Here is a 21,180-nt window from a genome sequence, read left to right on the forward strand (position 1 = left end):
GATAAGAATTGATGAGTAGAATAATTAAGATGGGGAGTTATTTGCCTCAAAATAAGTTATCAAATCTTGAGTTAATTGAAAAGTTTCAAATTGATTCAAGTGATGAATGGATACAACAGCGGACCGGGATAGATCAGCGCTACTTTGCAGACCATGATGAAGAAGTAAGTGATTTGGCGATTAAAGCGGCTAAAGATTTAGTGGATCAAATGGATCATTCCATTGCAAGTGAAATTAAAACGATTATCGTGGCTTCAATGTCCTCAAAACAACCGACTCCAAGCGTTGCAAATCAAGTGAGTTTGGCTTTAAATTGTGAAGATGCTTTTTGTTTAGATATTAACACTGCTTGTTCAGGTTTTGTGAGTGCTTTAGAGTTAGCAGAGCATTTAAGTAGCAATCAAGCAACAGGTTATACTTTAGTAATCGGTGCTGAGAAGATGAGTCAGATATTAGATGCGAACGATCGTTCAACCAATATTTTGTTTGGTGATGGCGCAGGTGCCTTTCTTATCGAGCATGATGGCACAGGACTATTAGAGTATCAGAGTGCGATGCATAGTGAGGGCGATTTATCTTTATCAATCGAAGTGAGTCAAGCCACCAACTTTTTAATGCAAATGAAAGGACGGGAAGTATTTAATTTTGTTTCACGAAAAGTGATTCCAAGTTTAATTGATTTTATACATGAAAATGCAATTGAAATGGACTATTTAATTTGTCATCAAGCGAATCAACGTTTTCTTGATTTAATAGCCAAAAAAATGAGCATGGACGAATTAAAATTACCGTCCAATATCAAGGAAGTCGCTAATTTATCAGCCGCAAGTATTCCAGTTTTATGTCATCAGTTAGTAAAAAATAAACAACTTAAACTCGATGGTACGCAAACAATTGTCCTATGTGGGTTTGGTGCGGGACTATCGTGGGGAAATATTACATTAAAAATTTAAAACATTATTTGGAGGAATTTAACATGGTATTTGAAAAAATTAAAGCAATTATTGTAGAGCAATTAGATATTGAAGAAAAAGATGTGACTTTAGAAACGAACTTTTTAGAAGATTTACAAGCAGACAGTTTAGATGTTTTTCAAATCATTAGCGAAATTGAAGATGAATTAGATATTACGATTGATACTGATCAAAATTTAAAAACAGTTGGCGATTTAGTTAACTATATTGAAGCTTTGTAAAAGCGTCAGTAGTAGATTATGACGTAAATTTAATAATATAGGATGACCGTATAAAACTATATAAAGACTCATATTTGTTTAGAGATTTTATTAGTGCACTATATGGTCATTATTATTTAACCTGATATAAAGGAAGAAAAAAATATGCAAACAGCTATAACAAAATTATTAAATATCAAATATCCTATTATCCAAGGCGCAATGGCTTGGGTAGCTGATGCTGATTTAGCTAGTGCAGTATCCAATGCAGGTGGCTTGGGAATTATTGGAACGGGACATGATCCGGTTGAGGTTGTCCGCGAAAAAGTTGAAACGATGAAAAATAAAACCAATCAACCGTTTGCGGTCAATGTCATGTTATTAAATCCTCATGTAGAAGAGGTAGTGGATTATTTAGTGAATTCAGGGGTAAAAATTATTACGACTGGTGCTGGTAATCCGGGGAAATACATGGAACGTTTTAAAGAAGCGGGAATTGTCGTGATTCCAGTAGTGGCATCAGTTGCATTGGCCAAAAGAATGGAACGAATTGGTGCCGACGCTGTGGTCGTAGAAGGTATGGAAGCTGGTGGACATATTGGTAAACAAACAACATTGGCTTTAGTACCTCAAATTGTAGATGCAGTGGATATTCCAGTCATTGCCGCAGGTGGTTTCGGTGATGGTCGTTCATTAGCAGCTGCTTTGATGTTAGGTGTAGAAGCGATTCAGGTTGGTACAAGATTTGTGGTGGCTAATGAATCAAATGCACATCCAAACTTTAAAGCCGCAATTTTAAAGGCGACTGATATTGATACCGTTGTGACTGGGACCATAACGGGTCATCCTGTACGAGTTCTCCGCAATCGTTTGACTAAAGAATATTTAGCTTTAGAAAAATCAATCACCAGTCAAGAACAGCCGGATTTATCTGTTTTAGAGGATTTAGGTAGAGGTGCCCTAAGACGTGCCGTAGTAGAAGGCGATGTTAATACTGGATCCATGATGGCGGGACAGATTGCTGGTCTCATCAAAAAGGAGCAATCCTGTCAAGAAATTATTGAAGAGTATGTCAATGAAGCGAAAGCTGTTTTTCAAACAAAACAAAGTTACTTTAATTGAGGTGAAATAGTTGAAATTAGCAGTTATGTTTAATGGACAAGGCGCTCATTTTGAACAGATGGGGCAAGATTTTGTGACTCATTTTGAAGAAGCTAGAGCGGTCTATCAGCGAGCAGAGCAATTGACGCAACTCCCGATTACGAAATGGATCACAGAAGATATCAGTGCACTTAATTTTACCAAAAATGCACAATTAGCGATTAGTACTACTAGTCTGGCCATCTTTAATTCAATAAAAAAACATTTACCTGATATTGAGGCAATGGGTGGATTAAGTTTGGGTGAATACAGTGCTTTAATAGCCAGTCAAATATTAAACGAAGACGATGGCTGGCCTTTACTGAAAAAACGTGGGGAATTAATGAGTGCACAGGCACAGACTTTAACTCATTCCCAAATGGTGGCTGTTATTCAAGTACCATTAGACGAGATTAAGGCCATTATAAATGAAATGCAAAATGATACTAAAATTTATATTGCTAATTATAATGCGCCTACTCAAATCGTTTTAGGTGGGACTCAACTCGCTATCAAGGAGTTTAAACAATTAGCGAAAGCAAAAGGTTATAAAAAGATTTTACCATTAAAAGTAGAAGGACCTTTTCATACACCATTAATGAAAGAGGTACAAGAACCTTTTAAGGAAGCTTTATCAACGATTGCTGAATTAGAAACTAAAGGGAAAATCCCGGTATGGAGTAATGTAACGGCAGAGCCACACCAAGCGACGACGATTAAACCCTTATTAGTCGATCATTTGGTTAAGCCAGTTAAATGGTTGCAAACAATTGATCAATGGCATCAACAAGGGATTACTCATATTATTCAAATCGGACCTGGGAATACATTAGCTAAATTATTAGATCAACAGTATCGTACAATCAATCATTTAGTAGTGAATAAAGTAGAAGATATTGAAAACATTTCAGCATTTTTGAAATCATGAGAATTAGAGGTGGAAAATGAGTTTAGTTTGTTTAATAACGGGAAGTTCTAGAGGCATTGGTTTAGCTATTGCCAAACATTTAGCTAAATTAGATTATCAAGTGATTTTAAACAGTCGTAGACCAATTGATGAAGCTATTTTGGCAGAGTTTGAGGATGTAAGCCATCCTGTTGATACGGTCATTGGCGATATTGGTAATTTTGAAGATAGCCAACGTATGGTAAATGAAATTAAAGAAAAATATGACCAAATTGATGTCTTAATCAATAATGCAGGGGTCACCAAAGATGGTTTATTTATAAGAATGAAGGAAGAAGACTATGATTTAGTCTTAGATACTAATTTAAAGGGGACCTTTAATATGTGTCGACATGTGATTCCTTTGATGCTTAAAAAGCGGAGTGGGACGATTATTAATCTTTCAAGTATTGTTGGCATTATAGGTAATGCCGGTCAAGTAAATTATGCAGCGAGTAAGGCGGGAGTCATTGGTTTAACTAAGTCTTTAGCTAGAGAAGTTGCAAGTCGAAACATTACCGTTAATGCGATTGCACCTGGATTTATCGAAACCAAAATGACGCATGATTTATCTGAAAAAGTAAAAAATACAATGTTGAGTCAGATCCCATTAAAAAGATTTGGTCAAGTGGAAGAGATTGCTGATTGTGTTCAATTTTTAATCCATAATCGATACATGACCGGGCAAGTCTTAGAAATTAATGGCGGCATGAATATGTAATAAGAAAGGAAAACGATAATGGAAAGAGTTGTGATTACAGGAATCGGTACAGTTTCTCCTATTGGGAATAATACGGTTGAATTTTGGGAGAATATTAAAAACGATCAGCATGGTATTGCGCCGATTACTAAATTTGATGCTTCAGCAACGGGGATATCAGTAGCAGCTGAAGTTAAAAATTTTAATGGAAAAGAACTATTAGGCAACAAAGAAGTCCGCAGAATGGATTATTTTTCACAGTATGGATTAGTAGCTGCTATGGAAGCTGTTGAAATGAGTGGCTATGATATTGCAGCGAATCCGATGCGTGTTGGAACATTAGTAAGTTCAGGAATCGGTGGATTAGTTGAAATTGAAAATGGCATTCGTAAGATGATTGAAAAAGGACCTAAAAGAATCCCACCACTATTTGTTCCCTTAACAATCGGTAATATGGTAGCTGGTAATATCTCTATGAAATTAGGGGCTAAAGGTATTAGTTTGGATATTGTCTCTGCTTGTGCTAGTGCAACGAACGCGATTGGTGAAGCCTTTTTAAAGATTAAAATGGGACTATTAGATGCGTGTATCGCAGGTGGTTCAGAAGGAACCATTAATGAAATCGGTATTGGTGGTTTTGCAGCCTTAACAGCATTATCGACGGAATCCAATCCTGATTTAGCTTCACGTCCATTTGATAAAGACCGTGATGGTTTTGTCATGGGGGAAGGTGCAGGGATTTTATTTTTAGAATCATTAAGTTCAGCTCAAAAACGAGGTGCCACTATTTTAGGCGAAGTAGTCGGTTATGGCTCCACATCGGATGCTTATCATATGACAGCACCTAGTGAAGACGGCTCTGGAGCAGGGGAAGCGATGAAAATGGCAATCCAGCAAGCCAATATTCAAGCGACTCAAATCGATTATATCAACGCACATGGTACCTCTACACCAACTAATGATTCAGCAGAAACGGTAGCGATTAAATATGCATTAGGCGAACATGCTTACCAAGTACCTATCTCCAGTTCTAAAGGATTTTTTGGGCATTTATTAGGAGCAGCTGGCGGAGTTGAAGCGATTGTAACAGTTAAAGCATTAGCTGAAGGCTTTATACCAGCAACCCTAGGCTTACAAAATCCAGAAGATGTGTGTGATTTGGACTATGTGCCGCATAAAGGACGCTCAAAAGCGATTCACTATGCTTTATCCAATTCATTAGGATTTGGTGGACATAATGCGGTCTTATGTTTTAAACGATGGGAGGATAATGAATGAACTATCAAGAGTTATTAACCTTAATTGATAAACTAGACCAATCAAAAGTAGCTTATTTAGAATTCACTCAAGGCTCTGATAAAGTTGTATTATCCAAAGAGGTTCCATTTGATAAAGGATCCGTATCACAGACCACGGATCACACGACTAAAACGGTACAGGATCAAGTAGAACCTTCACCATCGATGGTTACAGAAGTACCAAGTAAAGAAACGAAGGAAGTATCATCATCTGAAAATTCACAATATGAAGCCATTAATTCGCCAATTGTTGGAGTGGTTTATTTACAACCACAACCAGGCGAACCATCGTATGTGACCGTCGGTGATGAGGTAAAGAAGGGCCAAACAATATGTATTATTGAAGCCATGAAATTAATGAATGAAATTGCTGCACCTTTTGATGGCATCATTCGTGAAGTATTAGTAGAAAATGACAACGTAGTGGAATTTGAACAACCACTATTTAAGATTGAACGTAAATAAGGAGAGTAAATTATGACAATTTTAACTGCCCAACAAGTAATGGATATTATACCAAATCGTTATCCGATTTGTTTTATTGATGCGGTCGATGAATTAGTGCCTGGAGAAAAGATTGTTTGTCGTAAAAATGTCACCATTAACGAACAATTTTTCCAAGGACATTTTCCAGGTGAACCGGTAATGCCAGGAGTATTAATTTGTGAAGCATTGGCTCAAGCAGGATCAATCCCATTATTGCAGATGCCAGATTTTGAAGGGAAAACAGCCTATCTTGGTGGTTTAAATAAAGTAAAGTTTCGTCAAAAAGTAGTTCCTGGTGATGTGTTAAGATTACAGGTTGATATCGTAAAATTAAAACGTAATGCTGGAATTGGTATGGGCCAAGCATTTGTTGGGGATAAAAAAGTAGCGGAAGCAGAAATGACTTTTATTATTGGCGTTAAATAATGTTCGTAAGAAAAGTCTAAAAAGTAGGTGAATAGGATTGTTTAGAAAAGTATTGGTAGCCAATCGTGGTGAAATCGCGGTACGAATTATTCGAGCGTTAAGAGAGATGAATATTATCTCCGTTGCCGTATATAGTACAGCTGATAAGGAGGCCATGCATACCCAATTAGCGGATGAAGCTATTTGTATCGGACCAGCTAAAAGTTTAGATAGTTATCAAAATCCGGTAGCGATATTATCTGCTGCGACGGCGACAGGGTGTGATGCTATTCATCCAGGGTATGGATTTTTATCAGAGCGAAGTGATTTTGTTGCCATGTGTGAAGAACTAGGTATCCAATTTATTGGCCCTAAAAGTCAAACCATTGAATTAATGGGAAATAAACAAAATGCTCGTCAAACGATGTTAGCATCAGGAATACCCGTTACGCCAGGTAGTGAAGGTTTAGTTCATACTTGGCAAGAAGCTACAATGATTGCTGATCAAATAGGTTTTCCATTAATGATCAAAGCGGCTGATGGTGGCGGTGGCAAAGGCATGCGTCGTGTTGAAAACGCAGATGACTTTAAAAAACTGTTTGAACAAGCACAGATTGAAACACAAAATGTATACGGTAATCAAGATTTATATATTGAAAAGATCATTTATCCTGCAAGACATATCGAAATCCAATTGATAGCCGATCACTATGGTAAAGTATTACATTTAGGAGAACGCGATTGTTCACTACAAAGGCGTAATCAAAAAGTGATTGAAATTGCACCAGCCGTAACTTTACCTGAAGCAACGAAAGAAGCTTTATGGCAAACGGCTGTCAAGGCAGCTCAAGCAATTGAATACCAAAATGCGGGAACAATTGAATTTTTAGTAGATGATGACCATAATTTTTATTTTATGGAAATGAATACACGTTTACAAGTAGAACATCCGATAACGGAATTAATAACCGGTATTGATATTGTCAAAGAACAAATAAAAATTGCGATGGGGCAACCTTTAGCACTCAATCAACAGGATATTCATTTTACTGGGGTGGCCATCGAGTGTCGCTTAAATGCAGAGGATTCAAACTATGACTTTCGAGCTTCGAGTGGCCATATTGACCGGCTCATTTTACCAGCAGGACCTCATGTACGAATCGAGTCTGGAATTTACTCCGATTATTTTTTACCGCCTTTTTATGATTCAATGGTAGCGAAAATAATTAGTTATGGCCACGCTCTAAATGATGCCATGTTAATTATGGAACGGGCTTTAAGTGAAGTGGTAGTAGAAGGGATTACCACTAATATTGATTTATTACAAGCATTGATCATGAATGATGAAGTTCAAACCCTAAATTTCCATACAAAATGGTTAGAAGAAAGTTTTCTTCCTCAGTGGTTAAAACGTGAGGAGGGGTTAAATGGAACTATTTAAAAATAAAAAAATAATTCGTTTAAATGCACAACCTCCTACGTATCATGAAAAAAAATCAAAGATTCCAGATAATTTTTTAACAACTTGTCCACATTGTAAGCGTAATTTATTACCGTCACAAGTAACGGTGGATTATACTTGCGAAAGATGTCAGGGGAATTTACAGTTTCCTGCTAATGCCAGAATTAATTGGTTACTCGATGAAGATAGTTTTGAAGAAGTAGCGAGTGACATTAGTAATCAAAACCCCATTGGTTTTCCAGATTATGAGCAAAAGCTAGCCAACTATCAACAAATAACAAACTTAAAAGAAGCAGTTGTAGTAGGTACTGGGTTAATGGATGGTATGAAAGTAGCACTCGGTGTAATGGATAATCGCTTTATGATGGCGAGTATGGGCACGGTGGTAGGGGAGCGGATTACTCAACTTTTTGAAATAGCGACCCAAAATCAACTGCCAGTCATCTTATTCATTGCTTCTGGTGGTGCCCGTATGCAAGAAGGTATTATGTCATTGATGCAAATGGCTAAAATTAGTCAAGCAGTAAATCGTCATCATCAAGCTGGTTTATTTTATCTTGCTATTTTAACGCATCCTACAACGGGTGGGGTAACGGCGAGTTTTGCAATGCAAGCAGATATTATTTTAGCTGAAGAAAAGGCTACAATTGGCTTTGCTGGAAAACGCGTCATCGAACAGACCATAAAAGCAAAATTACCCAAAGAGTTTCAAACAGCAGAGACTGTTTTAGAAAATGGTTTTATTGATAATATTGTGAAACGAACTGAACAGAAAAATAGGATCAAATTTTTATTGAAAACCAATCAAAGGGTGATGTCATTATGAAAGCATATCAAAAAGTTCAAGCCGCTCGCGAACTATCCAGAATTTCTAGTTTAGAGATTATTGATAAATTGTGTAGCGAATTTATGGAGTTTCATGGTGATCGCTTAATGCACGATGATCGAGCAATCGTTACCGGAGTTGGTTTAATGGATGAACAACCGATTACGATTATCGGTATTCAAAAAGGACATAATATGAAAACGAATATTATGCGTAATTTTGGTTCGGTGGGTCCGGCTGGTTATCGTAAAGCCCAGCGTATGATGCGTCAAGCAGAAAAATTTGGTCGACCCGTTCTAACTTTAATTAATACCGCTGGCGCACATTGTGCACCGGAATCGGAAGAAAATGGCATTGGTGAAGCGATCGCGAGCACCTTATTGACCATGAGTCAATTAACGGTTCCCAGCCTAGCGATTATTTTAGGTGAAGGTGGTAGTGGAGGGGCCATTGCCTTGGCGCTTGCTGATGAAGTTTGGATGTTAGAAAACAGTGTCTATTCGATTCTTTCCCCAGAAGGTTTCGCTTCGATATTATGGAAAAATTCCAAATTGGCCTCTAAAGCAGCAGATTATATGAAATTGACGGCTGATGATTTATTCGAGTTAAACGTAATCGATAAAATTATTGAAGAAGTAGACGAATTGGGTCAGCCTATTGATCAAAACCACTTTACCAATCACTTAATCAACGAAATTAAAGCGAAAATAAATGCATTGTTATCAATGAACCCTGAGACCCGTCTAGAAAAGAAATATCAGCGTTTTAGACAGTATTAAAAAAACAGTTAGCTAGATTACAATAAGTAAAACATTAATCCGTAAAGATTGAGTTAATACTTAGTGTTAAGACTAGTTAACTGTTTTTTGATTTGGTTGGCATTATAGGAAAATTGAAAATCTAATAGTCAGCTTTTATAGTTGTTAATCCAACACATAATTTATATTAGCGACAAGTCCCTCTTAAGTTTGCCAAGAGGACGATTGCTATTCAAGAATTAGTCATCTTCTAATGACAATTGTTTTGAAGCTGAAAAGTTGGCAAAGATAATTTTGGACATTGTTTAAAAATAATCTCTAATGCAAAAGTGAAAGTACACTAGTACAAGAAAATTAGATATTTTTTCTGTTTAATCCACCTCAGTTGCTTCGGTATCAAACTAGTCTTCGTGACGCACTATGATGTCACTCAACCATTCACTTAAAATTAATGCACAGTAGATTGACTGAATCAATCAGGTTTCTACTTATCTTATTTAATTAATTCTCAGAATGATAACTCCATCCTTGATCATTATGATAAATCATCAGTTTACTCATTCCCCCATCAACGGTAATTGTTTGCCCATTAATAAAACTGGCTTTTTTACTAGCAAGGAATAAAATCAGTTCGGCAATATCCTCTGGAACGCAGACTTTTTTACTTGGATGTTGACTGACATCTGAACCACTAAATGAATGTTGGTAGGTATCAATCCATCCGGGAGCAATAGCATTGACTCTAATTTGTTCTTTACTTAAACTAATAGCTAAATTATGAGTAAGGGCTGTAATAGCGCCTTTAGCAGCAGCATAACTTTCAGTCTCTGCTTGGCTTTGAAAAGCCCTTGTGGATGACAGATTTATAATGGAGCTACCTGGAGTGAAATGATTTAAGAGTAACTGCGTTAAGTAAAAAGGTGCTACGACTCCCACTTGCAAAGCGTCATTGAATTCGGATAAAGAACCATTGTGAATTCCTACCGATAAAGGCAATGCATTATTGACCAATACATCAATTTTCGATTCATTCTTTAAGATAGATTCAACAAATTTTTGAAGAACAGCCGGTTGACCGATATCTCCTTGATAAAAAGAACCAGGATTAAGATCAATGCCATAGACACGTGCACCAGCTGCTTCAAAGGCCTTCCGTGTGGCTAAACCGATACCATGTCCATCGCCTGTAACAACAACAACTTTATTTTTATACATCTGAACACCCACTTCCATAAAAATTATATTAATAATATAGCAGATTAGTCAGAGTTTTAACACTAATATTGACATAATCGAAATCTAATAAATCCGCGTGTTTTGGTAACGAAAGTAGTTAAATTAAGGGTACGGAACATTGTTAATTGGATTGAAGAGATACGCGTAGTCATCAAGAATCATAAATTTACAACAATGGTTGAGCTTCATAACGATAAAAGGAAACTAAATAGATGTTTAATAAAATTTTTTCTAGAAATCATTTTGAACAAATAATGGCATAATAAAAAGTCAAAAGATGAAAAAAATTCGTCTTTTGGCTTTTGAATGATTTTATTAGATGATTAAACTTTTACAGCTGTTCCGCTACCAATGACCATCATCATACCATTATCTGCCCCTAAAACTTCATAGTCTAATTTCATACCTACAATAGCATTTGCGCCTAAATTCTTAGCTCGACGTTCTAATTCATCCATTGCTTCTCGTTGAGCTTCTCGAAGTTCTTCTTCATAGCCTGCTGAACGTCCACCAAAAATATTTCGTAAGCCAGCTCCGAAATCTTTCATAAAATTAATCCCTACAACAACTTCACTAAAAACCACGCCAATATATTCTTGTACAGGTTGTCCTTCAATTGTAGGTGTAGTTGTAATAATCATTTAAAACCCTCCCATTATATGATACTATTATTTTAAAATAAAATTTCAAAAAATGCATGCAACTTAAGTTGTAAAATTTTATTTTTAATCATTTTTAGGAGGAAATTATGAAAAAATTATCAACTCAAAAAGCTCCTGCAGCAGTAGGACCTTACTCACAAGGCATTCAAACAGGCAATTTATTCTTCTTATCTGGGCAATTAGGCTTAAATCCTGAAACCGGGAAAATGGTTGAAGGAGGTATTGAGAAGCAGACGCATCAAGTTTTCAAAAATATTCAAGCGGTATTAGAATCAGAAGGATTAACTTTAAATAATGTGGTGAAAGTCTTGGTTTTATTAGCTGATATTAACGATTTTGCTGCTGTCAATACTATTTATGGAGAATATTTTAATGAACCTTATCCAGCTAGAAGTGCTTTCCAAGTTGCTGCTTTGCCTTTAGGTGGACAAATTGAAATTGAAGTAATTGCTGAACGTAGTGAATAATTTTCAAAACATTAAACATTTTTCATGGAAATTAAAACAAAATGAGAAAATGATTGACAAACAATTAGATTTTATGTAGACTAGTCTTAATAAATTATTATTAACTTTCTCTAGGGGGACTTCTACTATGAAATTTAAAAAAGCAACTTCTTTATTTTTAGCGACTTTGGCTCTATCTAGTGCATTAGCCACGTCGGTCTCCGCCCAAGAACAGATTGTTATCGGTGGAAACTTTGAAATGAGTGGTGGGGCGGCTGCTTATGGTTCGGTGATGGCCAAAGCATTAGAATTAGCGGTAGAATTACGTAATGCCGAAGGCGATGTTTTGGATGGCTATCAATTAGCAACGACGATTCTAGATAATAAATCTGATTTAACTGAGTCTAGCTCTGTTGCTACCCGTTTGACTTCAGATGATAAATTAGTTGGAATCATCGGGGCAGCAACGACAGGTGCTTCGCAAGCCGAAATTCCGGTGATTACTGAAGCAGGTGTTCCAGCTATTTTACCAGCGGCGACCGGAGATGGTATTACTTTAGCTAATGATGGCAGTGTGTTAGAGTATTTATTCCGTGTTTGTTTTGCTGATGCTTATCAAGGAACAGCGGGTGCATCTTACGCATTTAACGAATTAGGTGCTAAAAAAGTAGCTATTTTATCAGATCAAGCTACTGACTATTCTCAAGGTTTAGCTAAAGCCTTTAAAGAACAATTTGAAGAATTAGGTGGTGAAATAGTAGCCAATGAGTCATACCAATCAGGTGACTCAGATTTTTCAGCTACTTTAACTACTTTATTAACTCAAGATTTTGACGCTTTATATATTCCAGGTTATTATACTGAAGTTGGTCTAATCATTAAACAAGCACGTGAATTTGGCTTAACACAACCAATCGTTGGTGGCGATGGTTTAGCAAGTGATACTTTAGTTGAATTAGCAGGACAAGCAAATGTTAATGATGTTTATTACACCGCGCATTTCTCTCCTAATTCTGAAGAAGAAGATGTGCAAAACTTCTTAAAAGCATACAAAGAAAAATTCGGTCAAGAAGCGGACTCATTTGCTGCTTTATCATTTGATGCGTCTAACTTATTGATTGATGCCATTGAACGTGCAGGTTCAGCAGATCGTGCGGCTGTAACCAAAGCGATTGCAGAAACTAAAGATTTTGATGGTGTTACAGGAACATTTTCTATTGATGACCAACATAATCCGGTTAAACCTGTAACAATGATCAAATTAACTGCAGGTGAAATCGAATCTGCTGAAGAATATTCAGCTGAATAATTATTAATAATTGCATAGTTAAATAAATTGCCAAGAAGTAGAAATAGGGATGAAGTCGTTTTGACTATTTATCACTACAACTACTATATTTATAAACAATACAAATGGGGTTTTGAAAGGAAAATATCTTTCTAACCTCATTTTTATTGATGTAGGATGAAGAAGGGGTACCGTATGAGTGTGGCTGACGAAGCAATATCATTCGGTTAGCTACTTCTAGATCACCTACATAAAATTGATGAAAATCGCTATGAAATCAGTTAGCAGTTGCTTTAAAATCAGTAATAAGTCAATTCAATGTCCCAGAATAGGGTTCCATGCTATACTATTTTAAGAGCAAGAGGATTACTCTATCTTCTTAAATATAAAGGAGGATTATCGATGAAACTAAATATATTAGAACAAGTTCCATTGTATAAAGGTAAAACAGCTGAAGGGACTTTAAAAGAGTTAACTACTCTGGCGCAATTAGCTGATCAACTTGGATACAAACGATTTTGGTTAGCAGAGCATCATAACACGCCAGCATTTTTGAGTAGTGCACCGGATATTTTGGCGGGGCATCTATTAGCGAACACCGAGAAAATCAGGGTAGGTACTGGTGGTGTCATGGCAATGCACTATGGATCCTTACAAATTGCTGAACGCTTTAATTTATTAGCGACACTATATCCTGATCGTGTTGATATGGGATTAGGTCGAGCACCGGGAACTGATTTGGCAGCAGCACGTGCACTTAATCAAACGCATTTACTATCACCTGTTCAAATTAATCAAATTATTGAAGAAACCTTACACTTCATTCGAGGCGATTTCGAAGAAACACATCCTTATCGACGTTTCAAAGTGACTCCACAACCAGAAATATTACCTGAAGCCTGGCTATTAGGATCTAGTGGTCAAAGCGCAGCTTGGGCAGGAGAAAAAGAAATGAATTACGCTTATGCTCAATTCTTTACTGGTCATCAAGATGAAGATGTGATGGATCATTATCGTCAATTTTTCCCTACAGATAGCAAGTTAACACCTATTACACTATCAGCGTTGTCTATTGTGGCAGCTGAGACTAAAGAAGAAGCGGATCACTTGGCTTTAACGATGCAAGAATTTCGCTATCGTTTAGAAAATGGCTTTAGTGTCGTCTTTAGAAGTCCGGAAGAAATTATGGCTGATGGTGAAGAGTACGTTGAGAAAATTAGACAATATACTACTGGAAGAAATAATGCGATTATTGGGACGTATCAAGAGGTGGCGGATAAAATCAAACAATTTGCAGAAGAGTTTCATACTGATGAAATTATGCTCATCACTTATATTGCTGATTTTGAAAAAAAACAAACGATTTATCGTGAAATGGCAAAGCGTTTAATAAAATAGGGAGTAGACCAGAAGTAGAAAATAGAATGTTTTTCGCTTCGTCTGTTCAACCTCGCACAGTTGGGAGTAGACCAGAAGTAGAAAATTGAATGATTTTCGCTTCGTTGGTCTACCCCCGCACAGTTGGGAGTAGACCAGAAGTAGAAAACCAAATGATTTTCGCTTCGTCGGCCTACCCCCGCACAGTTGAGTAGGCCTCAAACAAGTTGAAAGACGCAGTTTGGGGCCACTCAACCCCTGCGCTTTTAATGAATAAGCACTAATTTGGCTGGATTTTTCAAGATTGTTCTCAGCTACGTTAAGACGTAGTTTGAGGCCACTCAACCCCTGCGCTTTTAATTAACGCACAATAATTTGACTAAATTTATCAAGCTTATGCCCAGTCTTATTAAAAGATTCATTATTTATTTGAACCGAATTGGTTTTCAGTCTAGTTTCATAGATTTAATGTAAAAGGCACTTGAATTAAAATACCACACTCAATATCAATTTATTTAAGCGAAACTAAATTGTTATTTTTTTGTGAAAAAAGTATAATTAAGCTACACCATTGAATACTTTATGTTATAATGAATGAGATAATGACGATAAAGAGGGGACTACTATGAGTACACTTGGAAGTAAACTTCGAGATGCCCGTATTGAAAAAGGGTATACATTAAATACATTACAACAAATGACCAAAATTCAAAAAAAATATTTAGTTGCGATTGAAGAAGGTCAATTTTCTGAATTACCGGGTAATTTTTATATACGAGCATTTGTTAAACAATATGCGGATGTCGTTGGATTAAACGGTAATGAATTATTAAAAGAATATAAAGATGAGATTGAGGTCTATCCAGACGAAGACGAAATGGTCGAGATAGAAAATATCGAAACAGAAGAAATAGGTAGTCGTGTTAAATCGCGTCAAGAAAATCAAGAAAAAAGTAATCTTGAGATTTTATTAACCTATTTACCTTTAGCCTTTCTAATTGGTTTGATATTAATGATTATTTTTTCACTATCGATGGCAATTTCGCGTATGAATGATGATAGTAAATCAAATAAAAATGATAATGCAAATACTTCATCTATTGTCTCCACCGTTGAACCAGAAAGTCTAGTTACGACGACAAGTACCACTAATGAAGAAACAACACAAGCAACCCAAGATTTAGCTGAAAATCAAATTAAAATTGGTGATAAGGTATTAACGTTAATTTCAAATGAGGGTGAAGAATCTGTATATGAAATTCAAGGTGACTTCAACGATTATACCTTTGGTGTTAAAGGAAAAAGTTATGTATGGATTGGGATGTACGAAGACGAAAACATTGTGGTAGATACTTCAATCTCCGAAGGAGAAGACTTTGAATATACTGTTAATGAAGGTGTTACTTCATTTAGAATTCGTTTAGGATATCAAGAAGGTGGTACATTCACAGTTAATGGTCAAGAATTAGAATTGAATAATCCGTACTTTGGAAGTACAGTTGTTTTCCAATTAGCTGATGATGCCGCTTCACAAGAAGTAGAAGAAACGACTGCAATAGAGGAAGTTGTTGAAGAGTCAGTGGCCGAAGAACCAATGAGCGAAACAGGTTACCAAGGACCAGCTGTATTACAAGGACAAGACGAAGGGAATAATAACTAATGAATATTGCGAATAAATTAACACTTTCACGAGTGGTGATGATTCCAATCTTTATTTTGTTGATGATATTTGAATTTGGCAGTCTTTCGTTTAATCAGCAAATTATTCCAGTATCACAATTTCTAGCGGGAATTGTCTTTATTGTCGCGAGTGTTACGGATTATTTAGATGGATATCTTGCTCGTAAATTAAATTTGGTGACATCTTTTGGAGCTTTTTTTGACCCAATGGCTGATAAATTGCTGGTGATTGCTGCTTTTATTTTATTAATTGATAAAGGTGTAGTTCCAAGTTGGGCCGTATTTATTATTATTGCCAGAGAGTTGATGGTTACAGGATTACGTGTTTTATTAGCAACACATGATGGTAAGGTTATGTCTGCCGCATTACCAGGGAAAATAAAAACTTTTACCCAAATGTTCGCTATCGTGTTTTTCCTTTTTAATAATTTTGGATTAACACTCGATATTGCTTCCATCTTCTTTTATATTTGTTTGTTTTTCACCGTTTATTCTGGCGTAGATTATTTTTGGAATGCACGTTTCTTATTTAAAGAACTTTAATTGGTGAATGTGGGTAGAAAGGAAGGAGTTAACTTTCATTTCTACTCGCATTTTTGATTCTTAATAGATAATTTAAAATTGAAGTGATAGGTAACTTGGAACGAATTTTAGATAGAGTCCATATAATTGTGTAAAAAGAAAGGGTCACTTATCCCTCCATAACTGGTACAATGTTTTTAGGAAAAATAAACAAACCAGGAGGAATTAAAATGACCCAAGTACATTTTACACTGAATTTAGAAGAAATTCAAAACTTAATTGACGTAGAAGTCAAAGACAACATAGCTAAGAGTATTCTAACCAAGGTTTTTAATCAACTGATGGAGAAAGAACGGGATGAATACTTAGATAACGAAGCCTATCAACGCGATCCCAATAGAATGACTTATCGTAATGGCTATTACAATCGTGACTACACAACAAAACTCGGAACGTTAAACCTCAGAGTGCCAAGAACAAGAGATGGCAAGTTTTCAACAGAAATCTTTGAACGCTACCAAAGAAATGAAAAGGCACTTCTGTTAACCATGCTTGAAATGTATATCCAAGGTGTCTCTACAAGAAAAGTTTCGAAAGTCATTGAAAATTTATGTGGGAAAACCTATTCTAAATCATTTGTCTCTTCCCTTACGAAACAACTGGATGAAGAGGTTCGACAATGGCGTCATCACGATTTAAGTTCTGTCCAATACGCTTACCTAGTGGTGGATGTTATTTATATAAAAGTAAGAGAAAATCATAAGGTTGTATCCAAAGCTTGTCATATCGCAATCGGAATTAGTGAAGAAGGAAAACGAAGACTCCTCGGTTTTGACATCAGTGATGGCGAAAGTGATTACTCTTGGTCTCGCTTCTTTAACTAACTTAAAAGAAAGAGGCCTAAATGGCCTTAAAATGGTTATATCTGATGCACACACGGGTCTAGTAAAAGCAATTAAGGAAAACTTCCTGAATGTTTCTTGGCAAAGATGTCAGGTTCACTTCTTAAGAAATATCTTAGCTAAAATACCGAAAAAAGAGACCAGAGAATTTAAAGAAGACATCAAGGCACTGTTTCGTATTCAGGATATTAAGATTGCCCGCATCGTTAAAAACAAACTTTTTAAAAAATATGAAGGAGAAAAGAAATATCAAGCCAGCTTAGCGATTCTTGATGAGGGATTTGAAGACGCCTTTACTTATCTTAGCGAATCGGTTGTTCATCCTAGACTTAAAAGTACCAATTGTCTGGAACGGTTAAATGAAGAGATTAGAAGACGGGAAAGAGTCATTCGGATTTTCCCTAATGTTGAATCTGCTTATCGCTTAATCGGAGCAATGTTAATCGATCAAGACGAAGAGTGGCTAACAGCAGATAGAATATATATTCAAATGTAATTCATTTTTTGCCCTTCAACATTTTAATTGCTTCTAAGAACCTGTCAAGGGTCGCCTTGCTTTCCCCCTTGACAGAACCCTGCCAGCAATTAGTTGATCGTTAAGGCAAAAAATGGAATAAAAAAATGTGCTAGTTATTTTTACACAATATTATGGACTTGACTGAATTTTATAGGAAGTTGGTTAATCTCATTAATGTAAAAATAAACTGACTAATACATGATAAAGCTTTGAATTATGATATCAAATATCAGTAAGCGTCCCATAACAGAGTATCTATCAATAATCGGAAAATCCCCCTAAAATAGTGATAATCAAACTATTTTAGGGGTGTGTTATCTTGAAAATGAATATCAATCAATTAGGTCAAGTTTATCTAATCTCAGGAAAAACCGATATGCGCCAAGGAATTGATTCCCTTGCAGCACTCGTGAGAGAAAAGTATCAACTGGATCCTCTTTCACAAAAACTTTTTTTATTCTGTGGGACAAAAAAAGATCGCTTTAAGATTCTCTATTGGGATGGTCAAGGGTTTTGGCTATTCTATAAGCGTTTCGAAAACGGCCGTTTAACTTGGCCTTCTCATAATGATGACATAATAGAATTAAATGAAACTCAAGTTAATTGGTTACTTCAAGGGTTCTCTATCGAACCCAAAATTAAAGTGGCCAATCAGCGAACTTTCTATTGATAGTATCCTTCTCCTGTTTTATACTATACCTATACTGATGAACGGGGGAAGGCATATGAACAATTTAGAAAAAAATTCTGAATCACTATTAAAATTAATTGAAACACAAAATAATGAAATTGCTTTACTTCGTGAACAAAATGCTTATTTATTAAAACTGCTCTATGGGAAAAAATCTGAGAAGATCATCGTTCCTGAGGGTCAACTTTCTCTCTTCGAAGATGAAAATGAACCGGCAAAACAAATGCCGGACTCTCCAGGCGAGATTGAAACGATACAGTATACACGAAAGAAATCGTCTGGAAAACGCCAACTCACACTCGATCAATTTCCTGCTGAAGAAAAACACTATGCTCTTGAAGGGGAAGCTTGCCACTGCCCAGATTGTCAACATCATTTAAAAGAAATCGGTTCGCACTGTTACCGTCAGGAATTAGTCTTTATCCCTGCACAAATAAAACGGGTGGATCATATTCAACATGCTTATAAATGCGAGCATTGTAGTCAATTGAAGGATCAAGATGTCATTATTAAATCCACGGTACCGAAGGCTCCTTTGCACCATAGTTTAGGCTCCGCTTCGATTATTGCGCATTCCATTCATCTAAAATACAATTTAAAAGTCCCTAATTATCGACAAGAAACAGATTGGATGAAGTTATCCCTTCCCATCACCCGAAAAGAATTGACTCACTGGCAGATGAAAGTGAGTGAACAATATTTTCTACCCCTTTATCGACGGTTGACACAAGAGCTGTTATCGCAAACGCATCTACATGCGGATGAAACACCGTATCGAGTCTTAGAGAGTAAAACGAATCAAACGTATTATTGGGTCGTTGCTTCTGGTAAAGACGCAAAAAGAGGCATCACACTCTACCATCATGATGCTAAGCGGAGTGGACAGGTGATAAAAGAACTCTTAGGTGACTACTCGGGGTATGTTCATTGTGATATGCATGCGGCTTATCGTCAACTCGAGAATGCGAAATTAGTCGGCTGTTGGGCCCATGTGCGACGAAAATTCTACGAAGCGACACCCAAGCAGTCGAAAGAGAGTTTGGGAGCAGTTGGTTTAGACTATTGTAATCAGCTATTCCGCTTAGAAGAAGCATGGGCAGAACTCACACCAGAAGAACGACTTGTCAAACGACAGTCAGAGTTACGCCCTGTTATGGAAGCTTTCTTCGATTGGTGTCGCACCCAAGAAGTATTACCAGGGTTCAAGCTCGGTAAAGCCATCCAATATGCATTAAATTATGAAAATACTTTTAAAACCGTATTGGAAGATGGTCATTTAGTCTTATCGAATAACTTAGCGGAGCGAGCGATAAAGAACTTGGTGATTGGTCGAAAGAACTGGTTGTTCTCCAAGAGTTTTGAAGGGGCTCAAACGAACGCTGTCATTCTAACAATAATTGAAACAGCGAAACGACATGGGCTTGATTCAGAAAAATATATCAATTATTTACTGACCCACTTACCGAATGAACCGATTTTTGAAAAAAATGAGGTCTTAGAGGCTTATTTACCATGGAGTGAATTAGTCCAACGTCATTGCCAGTTAAGTGTCCAATAAAAAAGTAAATCCACTTCCATTTTTGATTAAAAAATTTGGAAGTGGATTTTTTATGTATCAAGATACTCTGATATAGGACGCTTACAAATATCACACCATGCGATAAAAATGATAAAGCTTTGAATTTTGTTGCGCAATCTCATCAAGGCGATATAGAAAAATAGCCAAGCTAAAAGCTCTGAAATCATCACTATATGACTTCAGAGCTTATTCTTTGTTTATATGATTATTGTTCTAATTGTTCAACTAAGTTTTCAATATACTCTTTTAACTCAGAGGCGATTTCAGGATGTTTTAATCCATATTCAACACTCATTTGTAAAAAGCCTAACTTACTACCCACATCGTAACGATGACCATCAAAACGTTTGGCGAAAACACGTTGAGTTTTATTTAAGGTATCGATGGCATCGGTTAGCTGAATTTCGCCACCAGCCCCTGGGGTTTGATTTTCTAAAATAGAAAAAATTTCAGGTGTTAGAAGGTAGCGGCCAATGATTGCTAAATTACTTGGAGCATCTTCAGGTTTTGGCTTTTCAACAAAAGCATCGACATAATAAGTACTGTCATCGAATTTTCTAGATGGTGCGATAATACCATATTTAGAAGTTTCTTCTGGATCAACTTCCATTACCGCAATATTTGAGGCATAGGTTTCATCGTATACATCGATTAATTGTTTAGTTAATGGTACTTCACTTTGCATAATGTCATCACCTAACATGACAATGAATGGTTCATTGCCAACAAAGGCTTTGGCTTGTAACACCGCATCGCCTAAACCTTTAGGGTAAGGTTGACGTACAAAGAACAGATTAATACCAGTGGCTTGTTTAACTTTTTCTAGAAGTTCCATCTTACCTTGTTTTAATAAGTGTTCCTCTAATTCAATATTAGAATCAAAATGATCTTCGATGGAACGTTTACTTTTACCAGTAATAATTAGTATATCTTCGATACCTGAGGCAATCGCTTCTTCAACAATAAATTGAATAGTTGGTTTATCCACAATCGGCAACATTTCTTTGGCCATGGCTTTGGTAGCAGGCAAGAAACGAGTTCCAAGTCCAGCAGCAGGGATAACAGCTTTTCTTACTTTTTTCATA

General features: G+C 36.4%; 20 protein-coding genes and 2 pseudogenes. 19 read left to right on the plus strand and 3 right to left on the minus strand.

Features of this window, described 5'->3' with window-relative positions; translation table 11 throughout:
- Positions 1-11: 11 nt before the first annotated feature.
- The 11 genes from CYJ72_RS11225 (at position 12) to accA (ending at position 9,216) form a co-directional block, all read left to right on the plus strand.
- On the plus strand, positions 12-953 hold the full coding sequence (locus CYJ72_RS11225; protein WP_284629878.1) for a beta-ketoacyl-ACP synthase 3: 942 nt from the start codon (positions 12-14) through the stop codon (positions 951-953).
- Between the two features lie 23 nt (positions 954-976).
- On the plus strand, positions 977-1,195 hold the full coding sequence (acpP, locus tag CYJ72_RS11230; protein WP_066125706.1) for an acyl carrier protein: 219 nt from the start codon (positions 977-979) through the stop codon (positions 1,193-1,195).
- Between the two features lie 144 nt (positions 1,196-1,339).
- The gene (gene fabK, locus CYJ72_RS11235) at positions 1,340-2,296 is read left to right on the plus strand and encodes an enoyl-[acyl-carrier-protein] reductase FabK (protein WP_276932498.1); all 957 of its coding nucleotides are present in this window, start codon (positions 1,340-1,342) and stop codon (positions 2,294-2,296) included.
- A 10-nt stretch (positions 2,297-2,306) separates the two neighbouring features.
- Complete coding sequence (locus CYJ72_RS11240; RefSeq protein WP_284629883.1) at positions 2,307-3,242, plus strand: ACP S-malonyltransferase; 936 nt, start codon at positions 2,307-2,309, stop codon at positions 3,240-3,242.
- Between the two features lie 16 nt (positions 3,243-3,258).
- On the plus strand, positions 3,259-3,981 hold the full coding sequence (gene fabG / locus CYJ72_RS11245) for a 3-oxoacyl-[acyl-carrier-protein] reductase (RefSeq protein ID WP_066125711.1): 723 nt from the start codon (positions 3,259-3,261) through the stop codon (positions 3,979-3,981).
- 18 nt (positions 3,982-3,999) lie between these two features.
- Positions 4,000-5,238 carry a beta-ketoacyl-ACP synthase II gene (fabF, locus tag CYJ72_RS11250; protein ID WP_066125714.1) on the plus strand — a complete coding sequence of 413 codons (1,239 nt, stop codon included), beginning with the start codon at positions 4,000-4,002 and terminating at the stop codon, positions 5,236-5,238.
- Positions 5,235-5,723 (plus strand): acetyl-CoA carboxylase biotin carboxyl carrier protein, encoded by a 489-nt coding sequence (gene accB / locus CYJ72_RS11255; RefSeq protein WP_066125716.1) that lies wholly within the window; start codon positions 5,235-5,237, stop codon positions 5,721-5,723. The genes fabF and accB overlap by 4 nt, the downstream gene beginning before the upstream one ends.
- A 12-nt stretch (positions 5,724-5,735) precedes the next feature.
- Positions 5,736-6,170 carry a 3-hydroxyacyl-ACP dehydratase FabZ gene (gene fabZ, locus CYJ72_RS11260; RefSeq protein WP_066125718.1) on the plus strand — a complete coding sequence of 145 codons (435 nt, stop codon included), beginning with the start codon at positions 5,736-5,738 and terminating at the stop codon, positions 6,168-6,170.
- Positions 6,171-6,207: 37 nt separating this feature from the next.
- Positions 6,208-7,590: an acetyl-CoA carboxylase biotin carboxylase subunit gene (locus tag CYJ72_RS11265; protein ID WP_284629888.1), complete on the plus strand. Its 1,383-nt coding sequence runs from the start codon at positions 6,208-6,210 to the stop codon at positions 7,588-7,590.
- Positions 7,577-8,437, plus strand: a complete 861-nt coding sequence (locus CYJ72_RS11270) for an acetyl-CoA carboxylase carboxyltransferase subunit beta (RefSeq protein WP_066125722.1) — start codon at positions 7,577-7,579, stop codon at positions 8,435-8,437. Before CYJ72_RS11265 ends, CYJ72_RS11270 begins: the two co-directional genes overlap by 14 nt.
- Complete coding sequence (gene accA / locus CYJ72_RS11275; RefSeq protein WP_066125724.1) at positions 8,434-9,216, plus strand: acetyl-CoA carboxylase carboxyltransferase subunit alpha; 783 nt, start codon at positions 8,434-8,436, stop codon at positions 9,214-9,216. The genes CYJ72_RS11270 and accA overlap by 4 nt, the downstream gene beginning before the upstream one ends.
- Positions 9,217-9,696: 480 nt before the next feature.
- Here accA and CYJ72_RS11280 read toward each other — a convergent pair whose 3' ends face one another.
- The gene (locus CYJ72_RS11280; RefSeq protein ID WP_066125726.1) at positions 9,697-10,410 is read right to left on the minus strand and encodes an SDR family NAD(P)-dependent oxidoreductase; all 714 of its coding nucleotides are present in this window, start codon (positions 10,408-10,410) and stop codon (positions 9,697-9,699) included.
- Between the two features lie 344 nt (positions 10,411-10,754).
- Positions 10,755-11,072 (minus strand): heavy metal-binding domain-containing protein, encoded by a 318-nt coding sequence (locus CYJ72_RS11285; RefSeq protein ID WP_066125728.1) that lies wholly within the window; start codon positions 11,070-11,072, stop codon positions 10,755-10,757.
- 107 nt (positions 11,073-11,179) lie between these two features.
- On the opposite strand from CYJ72_RS11285, the gene CYJ72_RS11290 reads away from it, so the two are divergent.
- The 8 genes and pseudogenes from CYJ72_RS11290 (at position 11,180) to tnpC (ending at position 20,074) form a co-directional block, all read left to right on the plus strand.
- Positions 11,180-11,560 (plus strand): RidA family protein, encoded by a 381-nt coding sequence (locus tag CYJ72_RS11290; RefSeq protein WP_066125730.1) that lies wholly within the window; start codon positions 11,180-11,182, stop codon positions 11,558-11,560.
- Positions 11,561-11,687: 127 nt separating this feature from the next.
- Positions 11,688-12,848, plus strand: a complete 1,161-nt coding sequence (locus CYJ72_RS11295) for an ABC transporter substrate-binding protein (protein ID WP_101813855.1) — start codon at positions 11,688-11,690, stop codon at positions 12,846-12,848.
- A 381-nt stretch (positions 12,849-13,229) separates the two neighbouring features.
- Positions 13,230-14,225: an LLM class flavin-dependent oxidoreductase gene (locus tag CYJ72_RS11300; RefSeq protein WP_284629894.1), complete on the plus strand. Its 996-nt coding sequence runs from the start codon at positions 13,230-13,232 to the stop codon at positions 14,223-14,225.
- Positions 14,226-14,829: 604 nt separating this feature from the next.
- Positions 14,830-15,037 (plus strand): annotated as a pseudogene (locus tag CYJ72_RS11705) (helix-turn-helix domain-containing protein); the annotation flags it as partial.
- 826 nt (positions 15,038-15,863) lie between these two features.
- Positions 15,864-16,427 carry a CDP-diacylglycerol--glycerol-3-phosphate 3-phosphatidyltransferase gene (gene pgsA / locus CYJ72_RS11310; RefSeq protein ID WP_066125809.1) on the plus strand — a complete coding sequence of 188 codons (564 nt, stop codon included), beginning with the start codon at positions 15,864-15,866 and terminating at the stop codon, positions 16,425-16,427.
- A 209-nt stretch (positions 16,428-16,636) separates the two neighbouring features.
- Positions 16,637-17,804: pseudogene (locus tag CYJ72_RS11315) on the plus strand (IS256 family transposase).
- A 346-nt stretch (positions 17,805-18,150) separates the two neighbouring features.
- Positions 18,151-18,495 carry an IS66 family insertion sequence element accessory protein TnpB gene (tnpB, locus tag CYJ72_RS11320; protein WP_284630905.1) on the plus strand — a complete coding sequence of 115 codons (345 nt, stop codon included), beginning with the start codon at positions 18,151-18,153 and terminating at the stop codon, positions 18,493-18,495.
- Positions 18,496-18,550: 55 nt separating this feature from the next.
- Complete coding sequence (gene tnpC, locus CYJ72_RS11325; protein WP_284629897.1) at positions 18,551-20,074, plus strand: IS66 family transposase; 1,524 nt, start codon at positions 18,551-18,553, stop codon at positions 20,072-20,074.
- Positions 20,075-20,300: 226 nt separating this feature from the next.
- On the opposite strand, the gene galU is transcribed toward tnpC, so the two are convergent.
- Entirely contained in the window at positions 20,301-21,179 is an 879-nt protein-coding gene (gene galU / locus CYJ72_RS11330) for a UTP--glucose-1-phosphate uridylyltransferase GalU (RefSeq protein WP_101814093.1), read from the minus strand.
- Position 21,180 lies beyond the last annotated feature (1 nt).

It is taken from the genome of Globicatella sanguinis (assembly GCF_002847845.2).
Classification (GTDB): Bacteria; Bacillota; Bacilli; order Lactobacillales; family Aerococcaceae; genus Globicatella; species Globicatella sanguinis.